This window comes from Nocardia mexicana NBRC 108244 (genome assembly GCF_001613165.1).
In the GTDB taxonomy this organism is placed as follows: Bacteria; Actinomycetota; Actinomycetes; order Mycobacteriales; family Mycobacteriaceae; genus Nocardia; species Nocardia mexicana.
The window spans coordinates 35,001-51,606 of record NZ_BDBV01000109.1 but is presented as its reverse complement, the minus strand read 5'-3'; the positions used below and the strand labels follow the sequence as shown (position 1 = coordinate 51,606).

Annotated in this window: 16 protein-coding genes and 1 tRNA gene; 15 read left to right on the top strand and 2 right to left on the bottom strand. The window is 69.2% G+C overall.

The annotated features are described in order from the left end of the window. Positions 1-55: 55 nt before the first annotated feature. Complete coding sequence (gene thiE / locus NM1_RS35170; RefSeq protein ID WP_068030400.1) at positions 56-760, bottom strand: thiamine phosphate synthase; 705 nt, start codon at positions 758-760, stop codon at positions 56-58. A 147-nt stretch (positions 761-907) separates the two neighbouring features. On the opposite strand from thiE, the gene thiO reads away from it, so the two are divergent. The 6 genes from thiO to NM1_RS35140 all read left to right on the top strand — a co-directional run bounded on the left by thiO (position 908) and on the right by NM1_RS35140 (position 6,265). Continuing rightward, on the top strand, positions 908-1,978 hold the full coding sequence (thiO, locus tag NM1_RS35165) for a glycine oxidase ThiO (RefSeq protein WP_068030398.1): 1,071 nt from the start codon (positions 908-910) through the stop codon (positions 1,976-1,978). Beyond that, positions 1,975-2,190 carry a sulfur carrier protein ThiS gene (gene thiS / locus NM1_RS35160; RefSeq protein WP_068030396.1) on the top strand — a complete coding sequence of 72 codons (216 nt, stop codon included), beginning with the start codon at positions 1,975-1,977 and terminating at the stop codon, positions 2,188-2,190. Before thiO ends, thiS begins: the two co-directional genes overlap by 4 nt. A gap of 28 nt (positions 2,191-2,218) precedes the next feature. Then, positions 2,219-2,971 (top strand): thiazole synthase, encoded by a 753-nt coding sequence (locus tag NM1_RS35155; RefSeq protein ID WP_084520342.1) that lies wholly within the window; start codon positions 2,219-2,221, stop codon positions 2,969-2,971. A 248-nt stretch (positions 2,972-3,219) separates the two neighbouring features. Next, positions 3,220-4,152 (top strand): ABC transporter ATP-binding protein, encoded by a 933-nt coding sequence (locus tag NM1_RS35150; RefSeq protein ID WP_068030393.1) that lies wholly within the window; start codon positions 3,220-3,222, stop codon positions 4,150-4,152. Beyond that, positions 4,152-4,913, top strand: coding sequence for an ABC transporter permease (locus NM1_RS35145; RefSeq protein ID WP_068030390.1), 762 nt, complete (start codon positions 4,152-4,154; stop codon positions 4,911-4,913). The genes NM1_RS35150 and NM1_RS35145 overlap by 1 nt, the downstream gene beginning before the upstream one ends. 587 nt (positions 4,914-5,500) lie before the next feature. After that, on the top strand, positions 5,501-6,265 hold the full coding sequence (locus NM1_RS35140; protein ID WP_068030408.1) for an adenylate/guanylate cyclase domain-containing protein: 765 nt from the start codon (positions 5,501-5,503) through the stop codon (positions 6,263-6,265). 7 nt (positions 6,266-6,272) lie between these two features. On the opposite strand, the gene NM1_RS43205 is transcribed toward NM1_RS35140, so the two are convergent. Next, positions 6,273-6,431 carry a CG2302 family histidine operon protein gene (locus NM1_RS43205; RefSeq protein WP_169814374.1) on the bottom strand — a complete coding sequence of 53 codons (159 nt, stop codon included), beginning with the start codon at positions 6,429-6,431 and terminating at the stop codon, positions 6,273-6,275. Between the two features lie 290 nt (positions 6,432-6,721). Between NM1_RS43205 and NM1_RS35135 the strand changes: the two genes are divergently transcribed. The 9 genes from NM1_RS35135 to NM1_RS43200 all read left to right on the top strand — a co-directional run bounded on the left by NM1_RS35135 (position 6,722) and on the right by NM1_RS43200 (position 16,569). Further along, a complete protein-coding gene (locus NM1_RS35135) occupies positions 6,722-8,437 on the top strand; it encodes an acyclic terpene utilization AtuA family protein (protein WP_068030387.1) in 1,716 nt (571 codons plus the stop codon). Continuing rightward, positions 8,434-9,582 carry an acyl-CoA dehydrogenase family protein gene (locus NM1_RS35130; RefSeq protein ID WP_068030384.1) on the top strand — a complete coding sequence of 383 codons (1,149 nt, stop codon included), beginning with the start codon at positions 8,434-8,436 and terminating at the stop codon, positions 9,580-9,582. Before NM1_RS35135 ends, NM1_RS35130 begins: the two co-directional genes overlap by 4 nt. Then, a complete protein-coding gene (locus NM1_RS35125) occupies positions 9,579-11,177 on the top strand; it encodes an acyl-CoA carboxylase subunit beta (protein ID WP_068030381.1) in 1,599 nt (532 codons plus the stop codon). Before NM1_RS35130 ends, NM1_RS35125 begins: the two co-directional genes overlap by 4 nt. A gap of 8 nt (positions 11,178-11,185) precedes the next feature. Continuing rightward, a complete protein-coding gene (locus NM1_RS35120; RefSeq protein WP_068030379.1) occupies positions 11,186-13,351 on the top strand; it encodes an acetyl/propionyl/methylcrotonyl-CoA carboxylase subunit alpha in 2,166 nt (721 codons plus the stop codon). A 3-nt stretch (positions 13,352-13,354) separates the two neighbouring features. Next, positions 13,355-14,515 (top strand): acyl-CoA dehydrogenase family protein, encoded by a 1,161-nt coding sequence (locus tag NM1_RS35115; RefSeq protein WP_068030377.1) that lies wholly within the window; start codon positions 13,355-13,357, stop codon positions 14,513-14,515. A 70-nt stretch (positions 14,516-14,585) separates the two neighbouring features. Next, on the top strand, positions 14,586-15,374 hold the full coding sequence (locus NM1_RS35110) for an enoyl-CoA hydratase family protein (RefSeq protein WP_068030375.1): 789 nt from the start codon (positions 14,586-14,588) through the stop codon (positions 15,372-15,374). Positions 15,375-15,380: 6 nt separating this feature from the next. Then, entirely contained in the window at positions 15,381-15,998 is a 618-nt protein-coding gene (locus NM1_RS35105) for a TetR/AcrR family transcriptional regulator (RefSeq protein ID WP_068030367.1), read from the top strand. Positions 15,999-16,132: 134 nt separating this feature from the next. Beyond that, a tRNA-Glu gene (locus tag NM1_RS35100) sits at positions 16,133-16,205 on the top strand. A gap of 220 nt (positions 16,206-16,425) precedes the next feature. Continuing rightward, positions 16,426-16,569, top strand: a complete 144-nt coding sequence (locus tag NM1_RS43200) for a hypothetical protein (RefSeq protein WP_169814373.1) — start codon at positions 16,426-16,428, stop codon at positions 16,567-16,569. Positions 16,570-16,606: the final 37 nt, after the last annotated feature.

Below are 16,606 nucleotides of genomic sequence, written 5' to 3'. Positions count from 1 at the left end.
CCCGTTTCCTGGCGTGCTCGGTCCGCCTCATTTCCCGGCGTGCTTTTGGCCGGGATCAGAGTGCGGTGTTGGAGAGGAGGCGTTGTTTGAGGGAGCGGGCGGCGGACTCCGGGTCGGGGGACGCGGTGATGGCGCGGACCACGACGACTCGGGTGGCGCCTGCGGACAGGACCTCGGCGAGGCGGTCCTGGTCGATGCCGCCGATGGCGAACCAGGGGTGGGTGGGTTGTGCGTCGGCGGTGGAGCGGACCAGTTCCAGTCCGGCGGCGGTGCGGCCGGGTTTGGTGGGAGTGGTCCACACCGGGCCGGTGCAGAAATAGTCGATGTGCTCGTCGATCGCCGCCAGTCCGGCCTGGTTGCGGTTGTGGGTGGAGCGGCCGATCACCACGTCCGGGCCGACGATCTTGCGGGCGTACCACGGCGGCAGATCGTCCTGGCCCAGGTGCAGCACATCCGCGCCGGAGGCGTGCGCGATATCGGCGCGGTCGTTGACCGCCAGCAACGCGCCGTGCCGGCGGGCCGCGGCCTTCAGCTCGGCCAGGGCGCCCAGTTCGGCCTTCGCCTCCAGCGGTCCGAACTTCGCCTCGCCCACGGAGCCCTTGTCGCGGAGCTGGATGATGTCGACCCCGCCCGCCAGCGCGGCCTCGGCGAAGGCGGCCAGGTCGCCCGTATCGCGGCGGGCGTCGGTGCACAGGTAGAGCAGGGCCGAGGCCAGGCGGTCCCGGGGTGGTGCGGGGCGGTTCGGGTGGGACGGTTGCACGTCATCGACGGTAGTCGCGGTACCTTGGGATAGCGAAACATCTGGACATCCCCGCAGCGAAGGCGGCCGCGCGGGGAGGCCGTTCGGTGCGGGAGTGCCCGCAGCGTCCGGATCCCGGCTGATCCGGGATCGAGCAAGGTGGAAGGTATGCGAAGTCTGGCCGTCGTGGGTGGGGGTGTGATCGGGCTGTCGGTGGCGTGGCGCGCCGCGGAATCGGGCTGGTCGGTCACCGTCTTCGATCCCGCCGCGGGAAGCGGCGCCTCCTGGGTCGCCGGCGGCATGCTCGCACCCCTGTCGGAGGGGTGGCCGGGTGAGGACGAACCCCTCGAATTCGGTGCCGCCTCGCTGGCCCGGTGGCCGGAATTCGGCGCGCGGATCCGGGCCGCGACCGGCGTATCCGTCTTCGTCGCCGAGGAGACCCTCACCGTGGCCTCGGACACCGCCGATGCCGCGGACCTGCGCACCATCGCCGATTTCGTGACCGCGCGGGGGCACGAGATGCGGCTGCTGGACCGGCAGGGCGTGCGGGCCTGCGAGCCCGACCTCGCCCGCACCGTCCGCGCGGGCCTGCTCGCACCCACCGAACCGGCTGTGGACAACCGCCTACTGGTCGAATCCCTGCGCCGCTGTTGTGAACAGGCCGGTGTGCACATCCGCGCGGCGTCCGTTGCGGCTGTGGACGATCTCGACCACGACCGCATCGTGCTCGCCACCGGGGCCGCCGCCGCACAGCTGTGGCCCGGCCTGCCGGTGCGCCCGGTGAAGGGCGAGATCCTGCGGCTGCGGCACCGGCCCGGAGCGCCGCCCCCGCCGCGCCGCGTGATCCGTGCCCGGGTGCACGGCCGCCCGCTGTATCTGGTGCCGCGGGCGAACGGAATCGTGGTCGGCGCAACGCAATACGAGGCGGGGTTCGACACCGCGGTCACCGTCGCCGGAGTCCGTGATCTCATCGCGGACGCGGAGGCGGTGCTGCCCGCGCTCGGCGAATACGAGCTGCAGGAGGCGAGCGCCGGTGCCCGCCCCGGCACCCCCGACAACCTGCCGCTGATCGGCCGTGTCTCCGACCGCGTGATCGTCGCCACCGGCCACGGCCGCAACGGCATCCTCGGCGTGCCGATCACCGTCGACGCGGTCGCCGCCCTGCTGGCGGGCGACACCCTCGCCGAGGCGAAAGTCGCCGACCCGCAACGTTTTCCACAGTCAGGAGGCAATCGATGACCGCAACGATCCCGATCGGGGTCACCGTCAACGGTCAGGACCACGAGTTCGCCGAGCAGCTCACCGTGCGCGAGCTGCTCGAGCGGCTGGAGCTCCCGTGTCAGGGCGTCGCCGTAGCGGTCGACGGCGCGGTGTTCCCCAAGTCCCGCTGGGACGAGCCGGTCGGCCGCGGTTGGGAGATCGAGGTGCTGACGGCGGTGCAGGGTGGTTAGCCCGGCCACGGTCGACGCCGCGTCCACCGTGGCGCCCCTGCGCATCGCGGACCGCACCTTCGACTCCCGCCTGATCATGGGGACCGGCGGCGCCGAGAACCTGGCCGTGCTGGAGGAGGCGCTGGTCGCCTCCGGAACCGAGTTGACGACGGTGGCGATGCGCCGCGTTGACGCGACCGGCGGCACCGGCGTGCTCGACCTGCTGCAGCGCCTGGGCATCGCCCTGCTGCCCAATACCGCCGGCTGTCGCACGGCCGCCGAGGCGGTGCTCACGGCGCAGCTGGCGCGCGAGGCGCTCGGGACCGAGTGGGTGAAGCTCGAGGTCGTCGCCGACGAACGCACCCTGCTCCCGGACGCCATCGAATTGGTCTCCGCCGCAGAGCAATTGGTCGACGACGGCTTCGTCGTGCTGCCCTACACCAACGACGACCCCGTGCTGGCCCGCCGGCTGGAGGACACCGGCTGCGCCGCGGTGATGCCGCTGGGCGCCCCGATCGGCACCGGCCTGGGCATCGGCAATCCGCACAATATCGAGATGATCGTCGCGGCCGCGGGCGTACCGGTGATCCTCGACGCGGGGATCGGCACCGCCAGCGACGCCGCCCTGGCCATGGAGCTGGGCTGCTCGGCGGTGCTGCTGGCTACCGCGGTCACCCGTGCGCGCAGGCCCGCGACCATGGCCGCCGCCATGTCCGCCGCGGTCGAGGCCGGATACCTCGCGCGAGCGGCAGGCCGCATCCCCAAGCGATTCTGGGCACAGGCGTCCTCACCCGACCTGTGATCGCCTCGCCCCTTGTGAACAGTGGTCGATTCGCCGGGCACACTGTGGATATCGGGAGGCCCACAGTGTGAGTGGCACCGGTTCACCGGTCTGGAAATCGGTGGTCCGTGAGCACTACCGGATGGCATGCTGGTTTGAGTGGGGGATCGGTCGGGCATGCATGGGGGTGCCCCTCATCCTCGAGGATGATCGAACTAGCGACCTGTGAGCGATGGTCTACACATGCAATCTTCGGAAGACTGGTCGTCATGATCGAAGTGACTGGCCTGACCAAGCGGTTCGGCACCACCGTCGCTGTCGACGATCTGACGTTCAAGGTCGAGCCCGGGCAGGTGACCGGGTTCCTGGGACCCAACGGCGCAGGCAAGTCGACCACGATGCGGATGATCCTGGGCCTGGACCGGCCCACGGCGGGCACCGCGGTGATCCAGGGCAAGCCCTACCGCGACCTCGACAACCCGCTACGCACCGTCGGTGCGCTGCTCGACGCCAAGTGGGTGCACCCCAATCGTTCGGCGCGCTCACATCTGCGCTGGATGGCGGCGACCAACGGCATCCCGCAGTCCCGGGTGGAGGAGGTGCTGCGCCTGGTCGGCCTCACCGAGGTGGCCAACAAGAACGCGGGCGGCTTCTCCCTCGGCATGTCGCAGCGGCTGGGCCTGGCGGGTGCGCTGCTCGGCGATCCGCCGGTGCTGCTGTTCGACGAGCCGGTCAACGGCCTGGACCCGGAGGGCATCCTGTGGATCCGCCGGTTCATGCAGCGGCTGGCCGCCGAGGGCCGGACCGTGCTGGTGTCCAGCCACCTGCTGTCGGAGATGGCGCAGACCGCCGACCACCTGGTCGTGATCGGCCGCGGCAAGCTGATCGCCGACACCAACACCAAGGATTTCATCGAGCGCGCCTCGGAATCGACTGTGCGCGTGCGCAGCCCGCAGCTGGACCAGCTGCGCAGCCTGCTCACCTCCAACGGCCTGACGGTGCGCGAGGAGGATCCCGCGGCGCTGCTCGTCGTCGGCGAGACCAGCGACGCGGTCGGCAAACTGGCCGGGGCGAACAACATCACGCTGTACGAACTGGCGCCGCAGCGGGCCTCGCTGGAGGAGGCATTCATGCGGATGACCGGCGGTGCCGTGCAGTACCACGGTGAAGGTATCGAACAGGTGATGGGAGGTGCGCTCTGATGGGCGTGATCACAGCGGAACGCATCAAGCTCACCTCCACCCGGTCGCCGTGGTGGTGCTCGGCGTCGGTCGTGGTGATCGGCCTGGGCCTGGCGGCGATCTTCGGCCTGGTGGCCAAGGCCTCCTACGGCAAGGAGGGGATGCTCGAGCTCACGGTCTCGATGGCGGTCTCCGGCCTGACCGGCCTGGGCGTGATGATCCTGATGATCATGGCGACCCTGACGGTGACCAGCGAATACCGCTTCGGAATCATCCGCACGACCTTCCAGGCGACGCCGAACCGGACGCGGGTGATCGCGACGAAGGCCGGTCTGGTGGCCGTCTTCGGCGCGGTGCTCACCGCGGTGCTGGCCCTGCTGGCCTTCGGCCTCGCCAAGGTGCTCAGCGGCTCGGACGCGGGTGCGCAGCTCACCCTGTCGTCCGCCGAGGACTGGCGCGGGCTGATCGGCGTCCCGGTCTACGCGTTTCTCGGCGCGATCCTGGCCGTGGCGATCGGTGTGCTGGTCCGCCAGTCCGCCGCCGCGATCGCCCTGATCGTGCTGTGGCCGATGCTGGTCGAGCCGCTGGCGGGCGCGTTCGGCAGCTTCGGCCGCAATGTGCAGCCGTTCCTGCCCTTCGCCAATATGCAGCGCTTCATCGGAGGTGCGGACGCCAGCGGCAACTGGCACTGGGGCCCGTGGGGCGGACTGGTGTACTTCACCGTCTTCGTCGCGATCGTCCTCGCCGCCGCGCTGTACACGGTCGAGAAACGCGACGCCTAGAACCTGCCCGAACCCCCGGGGAGCATTCCCTCGCCACCCCGGGGCCGGGAGGGCGGTCCTGTCGGGGGACCGCTGTACCCGAGTCATGTCGGCCACTGCCCGGCCGATGTGACATCACCGGCCCGATGCGAATCTCTCGCATCGGGCCGGTGTTTTCGTGGAAATCCTTGGTTAACTGTGAAACGACGAGCTTCCATCCGGAACGGGCGCTGCGTAGTATCGGCCCCAGCAACCAGGAAGCTATCCATCTGCGGACCCATTGCCGTGCCCGCTCAGTCCGACAGGGGAGATGGCAGGTGGCGATCATCGGTAATCCGCCCACCGACAGGTGGCTGAGCTACGCTGGCGCCGTGAGCGAAACACCCTCCGGCGACGGCGAAAACGCGCCTCGCGCGGCCGATGCCGACGGTTCGGCGCGCCGATCGGAGACGGACGAGTCACGCGCGGGCGGGAGCACCGAGCCCGGCGGTGGCCGACGCCGCATCGAACCCGGCCCGGATGTCGTGATTCCGCTCACTCCGGCCGATTCCGACGATGCTCCCCGGCGCCCTGCCGGTCGGTTGCGCGCGGGGCAATTGTCGTCCTTGATGGCCGCGGCCAACCAGCGGCCGGACGTCATCGGCGTGATTCGGCGGGCCCGCGAGAATCTGCCGGGCGATCCGGCTTTCGGTGACCCACTGTCGGTTTCGGGTCCCGGCGGTCCGCGTGCGGTGGCGCGGGCGGCGGACAAGCTCGTCGGCGACACCCCCAATGCGGCCAAGGAGATCGGCCTCGGCGCGCTGCAGGTCTGGCAGGCCATGCTGGAGCGCGTCGGCCGCGGCAAGGGGACCCAGCAGACGACGGTGATGTTCACCGATCTGGTGGCCTTCTCCAGCTGGTCGTTGTCGGCCGGGGACGAAGCCACCCTGGAGCTGTTGCGCCGGGTTGCGAAGGCCATCGAACCCCCGATCGTGGATCGCGGCGGCCGGGTGGTCAAACGCATGGGCGACGGCGTGATGGCGGTCTTCCCCTCGCCGGACCGGGCCGTGCAGGCGGCGGTCTCCGCGAAGGAAAACCTCTGCGGGGTGGAGGTTTCGAGCTACAAGCCGCAGATGCGGATCGGCCTGCACACCGGCAATCCGCGCGAGATCGGCGGCGATTGGCTGGGAGTCGACGTCACGATAGCGGCCCGGGTGATGGAGGCAGGCGGCAACGGCAACACCATGCTCTCGGCCGCCACGCTGCAGGCGCTCCAGCCCGAAACTCTCGCGGCCCTGGGTCACGTCCCCAAGCCCTACCGCCGCAGCTTCTTCGCCGCCCCGCTCAGCGGCGTCCCGGAGGACCTGCGGATCTACCGGCTCGACGAGGAGTAACGGCCTCTCAGCCGATCATCCACGCGACCGCCCCACCCGCCGCCAGCACGCCGCAGATACCGAGCGCAATCGCCAGCCAGCGGGTGTTCTTCCAGGTGCTGTAGGCGCCGCCCAGCAGAAATCCGGCCAGAGCGAACAGGAAGACCACGATCACGGAGTTGGACACACAGCCATCTTGCCGTGCGCCGTCTTCAACCGTCACTCCGGCGTGTGTCGACGATGCCCCGCCAACTCTGGACTGGCCGTCGGCCCTCCCCATTCCCGTCGCCGCGGCCCCCTGGGGCCGCGGCGACGGGATCCCCGCCAAGCATGCCGAGAATGCTAGTGATGTGGCGTTGACCTGCATGAACCCTAATTAACAAGCACGCAGGCTTGATTTTTTCTTGGGGTGATGTGACCCTTTAACGGACGCAGCGAAGAGGCTGTGCGGACTCACCCCACAGGAGGCGCCGCGCGATGAGCAGGCTGGCCGCCGATCCGGAGGTCATCCGGATCGGCAACTGTTCCGGGTTCTACGGTGACCGGCTGAGCGCGATGCGGGAAATGCTCGAGGGCGGGCAGCTCGACGTGCTCACCGGGGACTACCTCGCCGAACTCACCATGCTGATTCTGGGCCGGGACCGGATGAAGGATCCGAGCCTCGGCTACGCCAAAACCTTTGTCCGCCAACTGGAAGACTGCCTGGGACTGGCCCTGGAGCGCGGCGTGCGCATCGTGGCCAATGCGGGCGGGCTGAACCCGGCGGGCCTGGCCGATCGCCTGCGGGAGGTTGCCGAAAAGCTCGGTGTCACTGCGCAGGTCGCGCACGTGGAGGGCGACGACCTGGTGGCCCGCGCGGCCGAGCTGAACCTGGGCACCCCGTTGGCCGCCAACGCCTACCTCGGCGCATGGGGTATCGCCGAATGCCTGACCGCGGGCGCGGACGTGGTGGTGACCGGCCGGGTGACCGACGCGGCCCTGGTGGTCGGACCGGCGGCGGCGCACTTCGGTTGGGCCCGGGACGATTTCGATGCGCTGGCCGGTGCGGTGGTGGCGGGACATGTCGTCGAGTGCGGCACCCAGGCCACGGGTGGGAACTTCGCGTTCTTCACCGAGCTCGCCGATCTGGACCGGCCCGGCTTCCCGATCGCGGAGGTGCGCCGGGACGGCAGCAGCGTCATCACCAAACACGAGAACACCGGCGGCGCAGTCACTGTCGACACGGTCGAGGCGCAGTTGATGTACGAGATCCAGGGCGCGCGGTATGCGGGCCCGGACGTGACGACCCGGCTGGACAGCATCCGCCTCACCGAGGAGGGCCCGGACCGGGTACTCATCGCGGGGGTCACGGGGGAGGCGCCGCCCCCGCAGCTGAAGGTGTCGCTGAACACCCTGGGCGGCTTCCGCAACGAGATGGACTTCGTCCTCACCGGCCTCGATATCGAGGCCAAAGCCCAACTGGTGCAACGACAGTTGGAGAGGTGGCTGCCGGTGCGTCCGGCCGAGCTGGAGTGGACGCTGACGCGGACCGACCGGCCCGACGCCGATTCCGAGGAGCAGGCCAGCGCCCTGCTGCGGTGCGTGGTCCGCGATCCCGATCCGAACAAGGTCGGGCGCGGATTCTCCAGTGTCGCCGTCGAACTCGCGCTGGCGAGCTATCCCGGCTTCACGCTGACCTCACCGCCGGGAAACGGCGGGCCCTACGGGGTTTTCACGGCCGGATACGTCGATGCCGCCGCGGTGCCGCACATCGCGGTGCTGCCGGACGGGAACCGGTCCGAAATCGCCTCGGCCACAGCGACCCTGGAACTCTCGGAGGTGGCCGCACCGCCGCTGCCGGAACCCCTGCCCCGCGGCGAGACCCGGCGGGCTCCGCTCGGCACGCTCGCGCTCGCCCGCAGCGGTGACAAGGGCGGCAACGCCAATATCGGTGTGTGGGTGCGCACCGACGAGCAGTGGCGCTGGCTGGTGCACGCGCTGACCGTGGACGAACTGCGCGTGCTGCTCCCCGAGACCGCGAAGCTGCCGGTCACCCGGCACATACTGCCCAATCTGCGGGCGGTCAATTTCATCGTCGAGGGCATCCTCGGCCAGGGCGTGGCCTATCAGGCCCGCTTCGATCCACAGGCCAAGGGGCTCGGCGAATGGCTGCGCTCCCGGCACGTCGACATACCCGTGGAGCTGCTGTCATGAATGTGTGGGAAACACCCGAACGCCGCGAATTGCGCGCGACCGTCAGGGGATTCGTCGAGCGTGAGATCCTGCCCTCCCTGGACGATTGGGAGCGGGCGGGGGAGATCCCGCGCGAACTGCACAAGAAGGCGGGCGCCCTGGGCCTGCTGGGGATCCAGTTCCCGGAATCGGGCGGCGGCGCCGGTGGCGACGGCATCGACGCGGCGATCGTCTGCGAGGAGATGCACCAGGCCGGCGCCTCCGGCGGGCTGTTCGCCTCGCTGTTCACCTGCGGCATCGCGGTCCCGCACATCATCGCGTCCGGCAATGCCGAGCACATCGAGCGCTGGGCGAAACCGACGCTGGCGGGCGAGAAGATCGGTTCGCTGGCCATCACCGAGCCGGGTGGCGGCTCGGACGTCGGGCACCTGACGACCAGCGCGGTGCGCGACGGCGACCACTTCATCGTCAACGGCGCCAAGACCTACATCACCTCGGGCACCCGCGCCGACTTCGTGGTGACCGCGGTGCGCACGGGAGGCCCAGGGGCGGCGGGTGTTTCGCTGCTGGTGGTCGAGGCGGGCACGCCGGGCTTCACGGTGAGCCGCAAGCTGGAGAAGATGGGCTGGCTGGCATCGGACACCGCGGAGCTGTCCTACGTGGACGTGCGGGTGCCGGTCGAGAATCTGGTGGGTCCGGAGAACAGCGGATTCGCCCAGATCGCCGGGGCCTTCGTCAGCGAGCGGATGGGACTGGCGGTGCAGGCGTACGCCCAGGCGCAGCGCTGCCTGGACCTCACCCTCGCGTGGTGCCGGGATCGCGAGACCTTCGGCCGCCCGCTGATCAGCCGCCAGGCGGTGCAGAACACCCTCGCGGAGATGGCGCGCCGCGTCGACGTCGCGCGGGTGTACGCGCGCAAGGTGGCCGAGCGGGCCGCCGAGGGCGAGACCGATCTCATCGCCGAGGTCTGCTTCGCCAAGAACACCGCCGTCGAGGCCGCCGAGTGGGTGGCCACGCAATCGGTGCAGTTGTTCGGCGGGCTCGGGTATATGCGCGAATCCGAGGTGGAGCGGCAGTACCGTGACATCCGCATTCTCGGTATCGGCGGTGGCACCACGGAGATCCTGACCGCTTTGGCGGCAAAACGATTGGGGTTCCAGTCATGACCGTTCTGCGCACGGCCGTCGACGCGGGGTCGGCGGAATACCAGGCCGCCGCGGAGGCGATGCGGGGCAAGCTCGCCGAGATCGAGGCCGAGTTCGACAAGGCGATCGCGGGCGGCGGCCCCGACAAGCTGGCGCGACATCGCAAGCGCGGCAAGCTGACCGCACGCGAGCGCATCGAACTCCTCATCGACGAGGATTCGCCGTTCCTGGAACTGTGCCCGCTGGCGGCGTGGGGCAGCGACTTCCACGTCGGCGCCAGCGTGATCTGCGGGATCGGCATTGTCGAGGGCGTCGAATGCATGATCGTCGCGCCGGATCCCACGGTGCGTGGCGGCACCTCGAATCCGTGGACGCTGCGCAAGAACCTGCGGATGAACGACATCGTCATGCAGAACCGGCTGCCGGTGATCGGGCTGGTCGAATCCGGCGGGGCCGACCTGCCCACGCAGAAGGAAGTTTTCGTCCCCGGCGGGCGGATGTTCCGCGACCTGACCCAGGCGTCCGCGGCCGGAATCCCCACCATCGCACTGGTTTTCGGAAACTCCACCGCCGGTGGCGCCTACATTCCGGGCATGTCCGACTACACGGTGATGATCAAGGAGCGCTCGAAGGTGTTCCTCGGCGGGCCGCCGCTGGTGAAGATGGCCACCGGCGAGGAGTCCGACGACGAATCGCTCGGCGGCGCCGAAATGCACGCCCGCGTCTCGGGTCTGGCCGACTACCTGGCCGTCGACGAGCAGGACGCCATCCGCCTCGGCCGGTCCATCGTGCGGCGGCTGAACTGGAACAAGCAGGGCCCGGCGCCGCGCACCGAGGTGGTCGAACCGAAGTACGACCAGGAGGAGCTGCTCGGCATCGTGCCGACGGATCTGAAGATCCCGTTCGATCCGCGCGAGGTGATCGCCCGCGTCGTCGACGGTTCCGACTTCGACGAGTTCAAGCCGCTGTACGGCTCGAGCCTCGTCACCGGATGGGCGGAGCTGCACGGCTATCCGGTCGGCATCCTCGCCAACGCGCGCGGGGTGCTGTTCTCCGAGGAGGCGCAGAAGGCCGCCCAGTTCATCCAGCTGGCCAACCAGTCGAATACGCCACTGCTGTTCCTGCACAACACGACCGGGTACATGGTCGGCAAGGAATACGAGCAGAACGGCATCATCAAGCACGGCGCCATGATGATCAATGCCGTCTCCAATTCGAAGGTGCCGCACATCTCGGTGCTGATGGGCGCCTCCTACGGTGCGGGGCACTACGGCATGTGCGGGCGCGCCTATGATCCGCGCTTCGTCTTCGCCTGGCCCAGTGCGAAATCCGCCGTGATGGGCGGCGCCCAGTTGGCCGGCGTCATCTCCATCGTCAGCCGGGCGGCGGCCGAGGCCAAGGGGCAGCCGTTCGACGAACAGGCCGACGCCGGTATGCGCGCGATGATCGAGGCGCAGATCGAGGCGGAATCACTGCCGATGTTCATGTCCGGACGCCTCTACGACGACGGCGTCATCGACCCCCGGGACACTCGCACGGTGTTGGGAATGGCGTTGTCGGCCATCCACAATGCCCCGATCAAGGGCGCCGAGGGCTTCGGCGTCTTCCGAATGTGAGGGCCGCAGTGAACATTTCGACCGTCCTGGTTGCCAACCGCGGCGAGATCGCCCGCCGGGTGTTCGCTACATGCCGCCGCATGGGGCTGGGCACCGTCGCGGTGTACTCCGACGCCGATGCGGCTGCCCCGCACGTGCTGGAGGCGGACGCGGCGATTCGGTTGCCGGGCAACACCCCCGGTGAGACGTACCTGCGCGCCGACCTGATCATCGAAGCGGCGCTGGCCTCCGGGGCCGACGCCGTCCACCCCGGCTACGGATTCCTGTCCGAGAACGCCGATTTCGCGCGCGCGGTGATCGATGCCGGGCTGGTGTGGGTCGGACCGCCGGTCGCCGCCATCGAGCAGATGGGTTCGAAGGTCGAGTCCAAAAAGATGATGGATGCGGCCGGGGTGCCGGTGCTGGCGGAGCTGAATCCCGCCGAGGTCACCGCGGATCTGCTGCCGGTGCTCATCAAGGCCTCCGCCGGTGGCGGCGGCCGCGGCATGCGCGTGGTGCGCTCGCTCGACGAGCTGCCCGGGCAGCTGGAAGCCGCACGGCGCGAGGCGGAATCGGCCTTCGGCGATCCGACGGTGTTCTGCGAGCGCTACCTCGAGACCGGCCGCCACATCGAGGTGCAGGTGATGGCCGATACGCACGGCACGGTGTGGTCGGTCGGCGAGCGCGAATGCTCGATCCAGCGCCGCCATCAGAAGGTCGTCGAAGAGGCGCCGTCGCCGCTGGTGGAGCGGGTCGACGGCATGCGGGCGCGACTGTTCGAGGCGGCGAGGCTGGCGGCGGAGGCCATCGGCTACGAGGGCGCGGGCACCGTCGAGTTCCTGGCGGACGAGCAGGGCGAATTCTTCTTCCTGGAGATGAATACCCGTCTGCAGGTGGAACATCCGGTCACCGAGAACACCACCGGTCTGGATCTGGTCCGGCTGCAGCTGCAGGTCGCGCAGGGGCATCGGCTGCCCGCCGAGCCGCCGCCGATGCGTGGGCATTCGATCGAGGTGCGGTTGTATGCCGAAGACCCGGCCCAGGACTGGCAGCCGCAGAGCGGGACTGTGCACCGGCTCGAAATCGGCACGGCGCCCTCCGTCATTCCGGCGAACGCCGGAATCGAGGCGGGACATGGGCACGGAGCGGGAACACTCGGTTCCGGCGTTCGCCGGGACGACCGGGTGGCTGAATTCGCGGTACTTCGAGAACCGGGTGTGCGCTTGGACTCCGGCGTTGTCGACGGCTCCGTGGTCGGCGTGCACTACGACCCGATGCTGGCAAAGGTGATCTCCTACGCGGACACCCGCGAAGAGGCCGCCCACCTGCTGGCAACCACCTTGCAGCGGGCCAAGATCCACGGCCTGGTCACCAATCGCGATCTGCTGGTGCGGGTGCTGCGGCACCCCGCGTTCCTGGCGGGCGATACCGATACCGCGTTCTTCGCCACCCACGGCCTGGAAACCCTCTCCGCGCCACTGGCTTCCGAATCCGACGAGAAGCTGTCGCTCGTGGCGGCGGCGCTCGCCGACGCGGCGGCCAACCGATCGCGGGCCCGGGTGGGCGGCGGCCTGCCCAGCGGCTGGCGCAACCTGCCCGCGCAGCCGCAGTCCAAGTCCTACGAGAGCCGCACCACCGGAAAGCACGAGGTGCGGTATCGGATCACCCGGACCGGACTCGAGGTGGAGGGATACGAGGGCCTCGAATTGATCGAGGCGACACCGGATTCCGTCACCCTGCTGGTTCCGGTCGGGCGAGCGGGTTCCGCCGATGAACCCGCCGCCGACCGCGCGCGGCGGCGGGTGCGCCGCCGATTCGAGGTGGCCCGCTACGGAGAATCCGGATCGGATTCCGGCCTGGTGGCAGTGGATTCACCGCTGGGCCCCGTCGCCGCACGTCGTCTGCCGCGCTTCGAGGATCCGTCCGAGCACATCGCCGAGGGCTCGCTGCTGGCACCGATGCCCGGCGCGGTGATCCGGCTCGGCGCCGCGGTCGGCGACCGGGTGGAACAGGGGCAGCCGGTGCTGTGGCTGGAGGCGATGAAGATGGAGCACACCATCACCGCCCCCGCCGCCGGCATGCTCGCCGAGCTGAATGTGACCGCGGGACAACAGGTCGATGTCGGCACCGTGCTGGCCATCGTGCAACCCGACGAGTCCGCCGAGAACACCGTCGACGCCGACAACCAGGAGTAGGCCATGAGTTTCATCGAAACCGACGAGCAGAAGCAGCTGCGGGCCGCCGTGGCCCAGCTCGCCACCAAATACAGTTTCAGCGACTACGTCTCGGCGAAGGCCCGCAACAACGAGCCGCTGGACGAACTCTGGGACGAGGCCGGTCGGCTCGGCTTCCTCGGGGTGAATCTGCCCGAGGAGTACGGCGGCGGTGGCGCGGGCATCTACGAACTGGCGCTGGTGATGGAGGAGCTCGCCGCCCAGGGCGCGGGCCTGCTGCTGATGGTGGTCTCGCCCGCCATCTGCGGCACCATCATCACGAAGTACGGCACCGACGAGCAGAAGCGGTACTGGCTGCCGCGGCTGGCCGACGGCTCGTCGAAGATGGTCTTCGGCATCACCGAACCCGATGCCGGATCGAATTCGCACCACATCACCACCACGGCGCGACGCGACGGTGGCGACTGGATTCTCAACGGCCGCAAGATCTTCATCTCCGGCGTGGACCAGGCCGAGGCCGTGCTCATCGTGTCGCGCACCGAGGACGCCAAGACCGGGAAGCTCAAGCCCGCGCTGTTCATCGTCCCCACCGATGCCCCGGGTTTCGAGAAGACCCGGCAGGAGATGGACATCATCGAGCCCGACAGCCAGTTCACGCTGTTCCTCGACGATGTGCGGCTGCCCGCCGATGCGCTTGTCGGACAGGAGGATGCCGCGCTGGCGCAGCTGTTCGCCGGGCTCAATCCGGAGCGCATCATGGGCGCCGCGATGGCGGTGGGCATGGGCCGCTACGCCATCGACCGGGCCGTCGAGTACGCCAAGGAGCGGCAGGTGTGGAAGACGCCGATCGGTGCGCACCAAGGCATCTCGCATCCGCTGGCACAGGTGAAGATCGAGGTCGAGCTGTCCAAGCTGATGATGCAGAAGGCCGCCGTGCTCTACGACTCGGGTGACGACTTCGGCGCCGCCGAGGCCGCCAATATGGCGAAATACGCTGCGGCCGAGGCCAGTATCAAGGCACTCGACCAGGCCATCCAGACCCACGGCGGTTCCGGCCTCACCCGCGATGTCGGGCTCGCGGGCATGCTCGCCGCCGCCCGCATCGGCCGGGTGGCACCGGTCAGCCGCGAGATGGTGCTGAATTTCGTCGCCCAGCACTCCCTCGGCCTCCCGAAGTCGTACTGATGAGCGGCAACGGCGGGCCGATGCCTTCGCGCCGAAATACGAGTGGAGCGGCCGTCCTGGAGGAGGCTCGATGAGCGAAACACCTGATACCGGAACGCCTTACGTGCGCTACGAGGTCCAGGACGGATTCGCCGTTCTCACACTGGACTCCCCGCACAACCGCAATGCGCTGTCCTCCCGGCTGGTGCGGGAACTGCTGGCGGGGCTGGAACAGGCGGCGGCCGACGACCAGGCGCGCGGCGTGGTCCTCACCCACACCGGCAACACCTTCTGCGCCGGCGCGGACCTGAAGGAGGCGCTGGACGCCGACCCCGCGGCGGCCGCCGATATCCGCACGGGCTGGATGCTCGATGTGCTGCGGCGCATCCTGGATCTGCCGAAACCCGTTGTCGCGCAGGTGGACGGCAATGTGCGGGCGGGCGGCATGGGCATCCTCGCCGCCTGCGATATCGCGGTGGCGGGACAGGACAGCAGCTTCGCCCTCACCGAGGCGCGAATCGGCTTGGCGCCGTTCATGATCTCGCTGACCCTGCTGCCGCGGATGACCTCCCGGTCGGCCGCGCGCTACTACCAGACCGGGGAGAAGTTCGACGCCGCCGAGGCGGAGCGGATCGGGCTGATCACCCTCGCCGTCGACGATCCGGCGGCGGAGGTGGGCAGGCTGCGGGAGGAACTGCGCAAGGGCTCGCCGCAGGGCCTGGCCGAGAGCAAGCGACTGGTCAACGCGGCCATGCTCGCCGAGTTCGATCGCAGCGCCGCCGAGCTGGCGAAGCGGTCCGGCAGTTTCTTCGGAACCCCCGAGGTCGTGGAGGGTATGACGGCCTTCTTTCAGCGGCGTCCGCCGAGCTGGGCACAATAATCGATCATGGCGACACCGCACGAACCCAAGCAGGACCGCAGCCGGGCGACCCGGCAGCGGCTGCTCGAGGCGTCCATCGACTGCCTGGCCGAACTTGGCTGGGCGGCGGCCACCGTGGCGGTGGTCGCCGAGCGGGCCGGGGTGTCGCGCGGCGCGGCGCAGCATCACTTCCCGACCCGGGAGGACCTGATCACCGCCGCGCTCGAGTACATGTTCGACACCCGGATGGCCACGGCCAAATCGGAGGCCCTGGCCCTCGGTGAGGTGGCCGCGGGGGTGGGGCGCACCGAGGCGGTGGTGGCTGGGCTGGTGGAGTCCTACACCAGCCCGCTGTTCAAGGCGGCCCTGCAGGTGTGGACGCACGCGGCCGCCGACCCCGCCCTGCGTGAGCGCATCGTCCCGCTGGAGGCCCGCTTCGGGCGCGTCTCGCATCGGCTGGCCGTCGAGTCGCTGGGCGTCGACGACTCCGATCCCGTTGCCCACCACCTGGTTCAGGCCACCCTGGACCTGGCGCGCGGGCTGGGCCTCGCCGACGTGCTCACCGACGACTCCGCCCGTCGCAAGGAGATCGTGCAGCAGTGGGCGGCGACTCTGCACTCGGCGCTGCACAACTCGCGCACGTGATGCCGCGCGGTGCCGCACAGGTGTCCGCACGGTCGACCGGATCGCGCGATTTGGTTCGTGACGCCGCGCCCGTTAAGCTTGCCGAGCCTTCTTGATAGGAGGCATGCCGGTCTCCGATTCGGAGATCGAGTCCTGGCCCCGTCGTCTAGCGGCCTAGGACGCCGCCCTCTCAAGGCGGTAGCGCGGGTTCAAATCCCGTCGGGGCTACTTCGGGAGACCTACCCATCGAGGGTGGGTCCCGAGATGAAAGTCTCTGCCGTTGCGGCAGATTCGCCACTTGCAGGTATCCGATGATCCCATGTCGTGGCCCGGCTGCCGGGACTCGTCCGCGGGCGAGCGGAGAAAACCTGATCCGCGTCACGAATGCGCCACGTAGCGTACGGTCGAGGTAACGAGACCGCTCAGGTCTTGCAAACAAAGGACCCTCATGTCCGACAAATCTCCGCGCAAGACCATGTCCAAGAAGTCAGGGAAATCTCTCAAAGAGAAGCGAGCGGAGAAGAAGGCCAAATCGGCCGACCACTCCAATGTCGAGGCGACCTTCGAGATCCGAAAATCTCGATCGCGGTAGACCACTGACGTCCGAATCGCTGTCCGGTGCATGAGGG

What these genes read in the sequence shown, in the direction of transcription:
- thiO (WP_068030398.1), top strand. Translation starts at nt 908, where the DNA reads ATGCGAAGTCTGGCCGTCGTGGGTGGGGGTGTGATCGGGCTGTCGGTG.
- thiS (WP_068030396.1), top strand. Translation starts at nt 1,975, where the DNA reads ATGACCGCAACGATCCCGATCGGGGTCACCGTCAACGGTCAGGACCAC.
- NM1_RS35150 (WP_068030393.1), top strand. Translation starts at nt 3,220, where the DNA reads ATGATCGAAGTGACTGGCCTGACCAAGCGGTTCGGCACCACCGTCGCT.
- NM1_RS35145 (WP_068030390.1), top strand. Translation starts at nt 4,152, where the DNA reads ATGGGCGTGATCACAGCGGAACGCATCAAGCTCACCTCCACCCGGTCG.
- NM1_RS35140 (WP_068030408.1), top strand. Translation starts at nt 5,501, where the DNA reads ATGGCCGCGGCCAACCAGCGGCCGGACGTCATCGGCGTGATTCGGCGG.
- NM1_RS35135 (WP_068030387.1), top strand. Translation starts at nt 6,722, where the DNA reads ATGAGCAGGCTGGCCGCCGATCCGGAGGTCATCCGGATCGGCAACTGT.
- NM1_RS35130 (WP_068030384.1), top strand. Translation starts at nt 8,434, where the DNA reads ATGAATGTGTGGGAAACACCCGAACGCCGCGAATTGCGCGCGACCGTC.
- NM1_RS35125 (WP_068030381.1), top strand. Translation starts at nt 9,579, where the DNA reads ATGACCGTTCTGCGCACGGCCGTCGACGCGGGGTCGGCGGAATACCAG.
- NM1_RS35115 (WP_068030377.1), top strand. Translation starts at nt 13,355, where the DNA reads ATGAGTTTCATCGAAACCGACGAGCAGAAGCAGCTGCGGGCCGCCGTG.
- NM1_RS35110 (WP_068030375.1), top strand. Translation starts at nt 14,586, where the DNA reads ATGAGCGAAACACCTGATACCGGAACGCCTTACGTGCGCTACGAGGTC.
- NM1_RS35105 (WP_068030367.1), top strand. Translation starts at nt 15,381, where the DNA reads ATGGCGACACCGCACGAACCCAAGCAGGACCGCAGCCGGGCGACCCGG.
- NM1_RS43200 (WP_169814373.1), top strand. Translation starts at nt 16,426, where the DNA reads ATGTCCGACAAATCTCCGCGCAAGACCATGTCCAAGAAGTCAGGGAAA.